Annotated in this window: 3 protein-coding genes; 2 read left to right on the top strand and 1 reads right to left on the bottom strand. The window is 34.8% G+C overall.

The features are described 5' to 3' along the window. Positions 1-1,409 (top strand): hypothetical protein (locus tag D6734_11850; GenBank protein ID RMF92635.1); only part of this gene is annotated, 1,409 nt, incomplete at its 5' end. Positions 1,410-1,416: 7 nt separating this feature from the next. Here the strand turns inward: D6734_11850 and D6734_11845 are convergent. Further along, entirely contained in the window at positions 1,417-2,700 is a 1,284-nt protein-coding gene (locus D6734_11845) for a phospholipid carrier-dependent glycosyltransferase (GenBank protein ID RMF92634.1), read from the bottom strand. Positions 2,701-2,812: 112 nt separating this feature from the next. On the opposite strand from D6734_11845, the gene D6734_11840 reads away from it, so the two are divergent. Beyond that, positions 2,813-4,447 carry an acetolactate synthase large subunit gene (locus D6734_11840; GenBank protein ID RMF92633.1) on the top strand — a complete coding sequence of 545 codons (1,635 nt, stop codon included), beginning with the start codon at positions 2,813-2,815 and terminating at the stop codon, positions 4,445-4,447. Positions 4,448-4,589 lie beyond the last annotated feature (142 nt).

Here is a 4,589-nt window from a genome sequence, read left to right as displayed (position 1 = left end):
TTGGATGTCAAAAAGTTTATAAACCAAAAAAAAATGATAAACCCAACATTATCCTTATTTCAGTTGATACTTTAAGAGCAGACCATTTAATGTGCTATGGCTATCGTTATGAAACATCGCCTTTCATAGACCGTTTCGCAATGCTGGGAGCGTTGTTTGAAAATGCTGTAACTGTAGTCCCATCGACTATGCCTTCACATATATCGATGCTTACTTCAAAAATACCTCGAAAGCATGGAATTGCACATACCGGAACTATCGTAAAAAGAGGTTTGTTAACACTTCAGAAGGTAGTGAAAGGTTATGGTTATAAAACGGCTGGATTTATTAGTTCTTATGTATTGAGCAGTGATTTCAACTTTAATGAAGGTTTTGATATATTCAATGATCAGCTTGACAAAAAGACTAATCTTGCTCAAAATAAAATTATTCGTGATGCAGATAAAACAACCGATGCAGTTATCAATTTTTTGAAGAAACAGGGCAAAAACAAACCTTTTTTCCTCTTCATTCATTATTTTGATCCTCATTGGCCATATGACCCACCACAGCAATACTTACATCTTTATGATACAAAATATTCTGGAAAATTGGATGGAAATTTCAAAACATTACAAAAAATGCGGCTTGCAATGGCTAAGGGCAAAGGAGTTAGTGAAAATGACAGGATTCATTTGCAAGCTCTCTATGATGGTGAAATAAGATTTATAAATGACCAATTCAGACGTTTAATCGCTGAACTTGAATTATCAGGACTTATACAAAATACGATCATTGTTTTTACTGCAGATCACGGAGAAAACTTCTTTGAACATGACGGCTATATAGACCATTCATCAAGAGTCTATGAAAGTAATATCCATATTCCTTTGATAATCTTCTATCGTGGCATTATTCCACCTAATACAAAGATAAGTAAATTGATTAGGAATATAGATATTGCTCCAACTTTGCTGGATTTGGCAGGCATTGAAATTCCAAAAGAATTTGAGGGAAAATCATTTGCAGGTTTATTGAGAGGGAAAGAGGAAAATAAGAACAAAGAAATTGGGGAGGTGGTCCTTTTCAGCGAAGCCACAAGAAATGCCTTGTACCCTGAGGGGGCTGATGAATATTTAACAAAAGTTAAAAGAAAATGGACAAATGATCCATTTGCTAAATGTATCAGAACTCAAAGATGGAAATATATTGAGACACCCTATTTAAATAGAAAGGAACTCTATGACTTGAGTAAAGATCCGCAAGAGGTGAATAATTTGGCAAATACTCTGGATGAAAAAACTAATAAAATTATTGAAAATTTAAAAGTAATGTTGGATAAGTATACAGAAATTAATACTTCAACCGGCAGGATGACAAAAAGTAAGAAGAGCATAGAAAACCTAAAAAGTCTTGGCTATTTACAGTAAAAGGGGATCACTTTTTTTCTCTGAATAATCCTGCTTTGCTTACTAAAAAAGTAATAAGATATGAAGCATATAGACTAAGATAAGGGTCTATTGTAGGGACTCTATAGCGTTTCCCGGTCTGAAATACGCAGTATCCCGCAGTCGTTGCGAAAAAAAGCAAAAGTATGAGATATGTAAAATCTCTATTTTCTCTTTTGCTATTTAGTGCAAGAATAATTCCCGCTGCCCCAAAGGATAAAATAAAAAGGTAATAATAATGGGAGAGAAGTTTAATATATGGCTTTTTCCCTTCTTCAAAGCGTTTGGCATAATTGCCTTGCCAATTATTACTCCAAAGGTTGACAGCGTTTAAGAACCTTACTTTAATCCATTTCAAGGGGTCGGAGAGAATGATTTCTATGGTTCTGTTTATTGCTTCTTGCTGAAGCTCGTATTCAGAAGCAGGCAGTTTTTTGTTTTTGGGATTTTCAAGGTCTTTATAATCATATCCAGAGATTTTTTTAAATTTCCGTAATGCTTGCGCATAATCCACACCTTCCATTAAAGCGCCTATGTTTATATTATGTCCCATATTTGTGCCTGATATCAGTAGATGGCCATGGACATTGTAATTTCTGATTATCCAAGGGAGAAGAGCAGTAAAAAATGATAGAAAAAAAATAATTACCTTTCTTTTTGCTGTCTTCTTTTCAGATGTAAAGTAAAACCAGCCTAATAGAAAAGGCAAAAAACTCAAGAAGATAGTTCTCGTAAGCATTGCCGCTGAAAAGATAATGCCACACAATACCAAAGGTAAGGTCTTTTTTTCTTCTTTGTCGATTTTTACGATTGCATATACTGTGGCAGAAACAAGAAGAGTAAAGAGAGATTCCGTGCCTATTTCACCTGAGAAAAATATCAAAAAAGGATTAAAAGCGACTAAAAGAGCACATAATATTCCTGTTTTTCTGTCAAAAATATTCTCTCCAATTAGAAATATGAATACACAGGTAAGACCATGAAAGATAGCTTGAAATATTCTTACGATAAAAAAATTGTATCCAAAAATACAGTATGTACCTGACAGAAAAATTGGGTATAGGGGAGGGCGAAAAGAAGTGGGCCTAAATTCATTGTATCCAAAGATGCCATGTTCGACCAGAGTTTCCGCTATTGCTTGGTAAAAAAGGCCGTCAATATGCTGAGACCATCGGGTTAAAACTTCGGCATTTCTACAAAAAACACTGTTATAAATTATTGCGATTAAAAAAGCGGCAATGAAAATTGTAACTGAAACCTTTTTTCTCGGCATAAAGCTAATCCATTATTTTTTTTATTCATTTTACAAATAAAGAAATACATATCAAAGAATTTTTGTTATCATATAGTACAAAGTTTGTTTCGTCGAAAAAGACGAGGATGGTATGAAAGCTTCGGATATGTTTGTTAAGCAGCTTGAAGAGGAAGGAGTTACTCATATCTTTGGCTTGCCGGGAGAAGAAAATCTCGATTTACTGGATTCATTACGTAAATCATCAATAAAAATTTTCATAACGAGGCACGAGCAGGCAGCTGCATTTATGGCAGCAACTTATGGCAGATTGACAGGAAAAGCAGGTGTATGTTTTTCCACTTTAGGTCCGGGTGCAACCAATCTTGTAACGGGTATTGCCCACTCTCAATTGATTGGTGCGCCGCTTGTTTCTATTTCAGGACAAAAGGCGCTTAAAAATAATATACAGGGTAAGTTTCAAATTGTTGATATAGTCAATCTAATGAAGCCGATAACGAAAAAATCTATCTCAATTTTAGATGCCGAAACCATTCCAACAGTAATCCGCGATGCTTTTAAAACTGCCGAAAGTGAACGCCCCGGTGCAGTGCATATTGAACTTCCGGAAGATATTGCTTCATCGGATTGCAGGGCAAAGATTCAGAAAAGAACAAATATAAGAAGGCCTTCTCCAGATAAAAAAGCAATTGAAAAAGCAGTAAAACTTATAGAGGAATCAAAAAATCCTCTTGTGATAGTGTCATCAGGAGCTAATAGAAAACTCATAACAAAACATCTTCTAGCTTTTCTTGAAAAAACAGGAATCTATGTCGTGCATACAAGCGTAGGAAAAGGAGTTATTAGTGATGAGTTCGAACAGAGTCTATATACAATGGGAATCCATGGAAGAGATTATATTAGTTGCGGCATAGAAAGGGCAGATTTGATTATTACCATTGGTTACAGCATAATTGAATATCCTCCATATATTTGGAATTCGGACCTTTCTAAAAAGATTGTCAATATAGATTTTGTTGAATCTGAGCCAGATAGGTATTTCAATCCTGATGTAGAAGTTATTGGAGATATTTCTCATTCATTGAGAGAAATTTCTTCAAGAATAAAAGAAAGAAGAGAATTCCCAATATTTAAAAAACTGAGATTTTTTCTTACGGAAAAGCTTTACAGCAAGTATGAGAAAAAATATCCGCTATTGCCTCAAGAGGTTGTTGATGCAGTAAGAGAAGCCCTTATGCCCTATGACATAGTTTCGCTGGACAACGGCATATATAAATTGTGGTTTTCCCGTTTATACAGGACTTATGAGCCAAATACCCTGCTTCTTGACAATGCCCTTGCAACAATGGGCGCTGGCTTGCCGGCTGCTATTGCGGCAAAGATATTGAATCCGGAAAAGAAGGTAATTGCAGTTTGCGGCGATGGCGGTTTTATGATGAATTCACAAGAGATGGAAACTGCTTTACGATATAAGGTGCCCGTTGTTATACTATTATTGAATGACAATGGTTTTGGATTTATTAAATGGAAGCAGAAACATATGAAACTTGAAAGATTTGGACTGGATTTTTCAAATCCTGATTTTGTTAAATATGCAGAAAGCTACGGCGCAAAAGGATTGAAAGTAAGCAGAAATGACGACATTAGGGATGTTTTGAGAAAAGCGTTAAATATGAATGAATTAGTTTTAGTTGAGTGTGAAATAGATTATTCCATAAATTATGAAGTCTTTTCTAACGAGTTGTCTCAGCTTGTCTGTGAAATATGATTTCCTTCAATAAAAAGCCAAAATAATTGAAATGGCTTATTCTCTTCTTCAACGAGAGATATCCTATATTTGCTGAAAAAGTTGAATATTCTTCCATTGTACAGAATCATCTGATATATCTTTCTTGATATTGGTATAATAC

It is taken from the genome of Candidatus Schekmanbacteria bacterium (assembly GCA_003695725.1).
Classification (GTDB): Bacteria; Schekmanbacteria; GWA2-38-11; order GWA2-38-11; family J061; genus J061.
The sequence above is the reverse complement of the archived record's forward strand: the minus strand, read 5'-3'. Positions and strand labels throughout refer to the sequence as shown.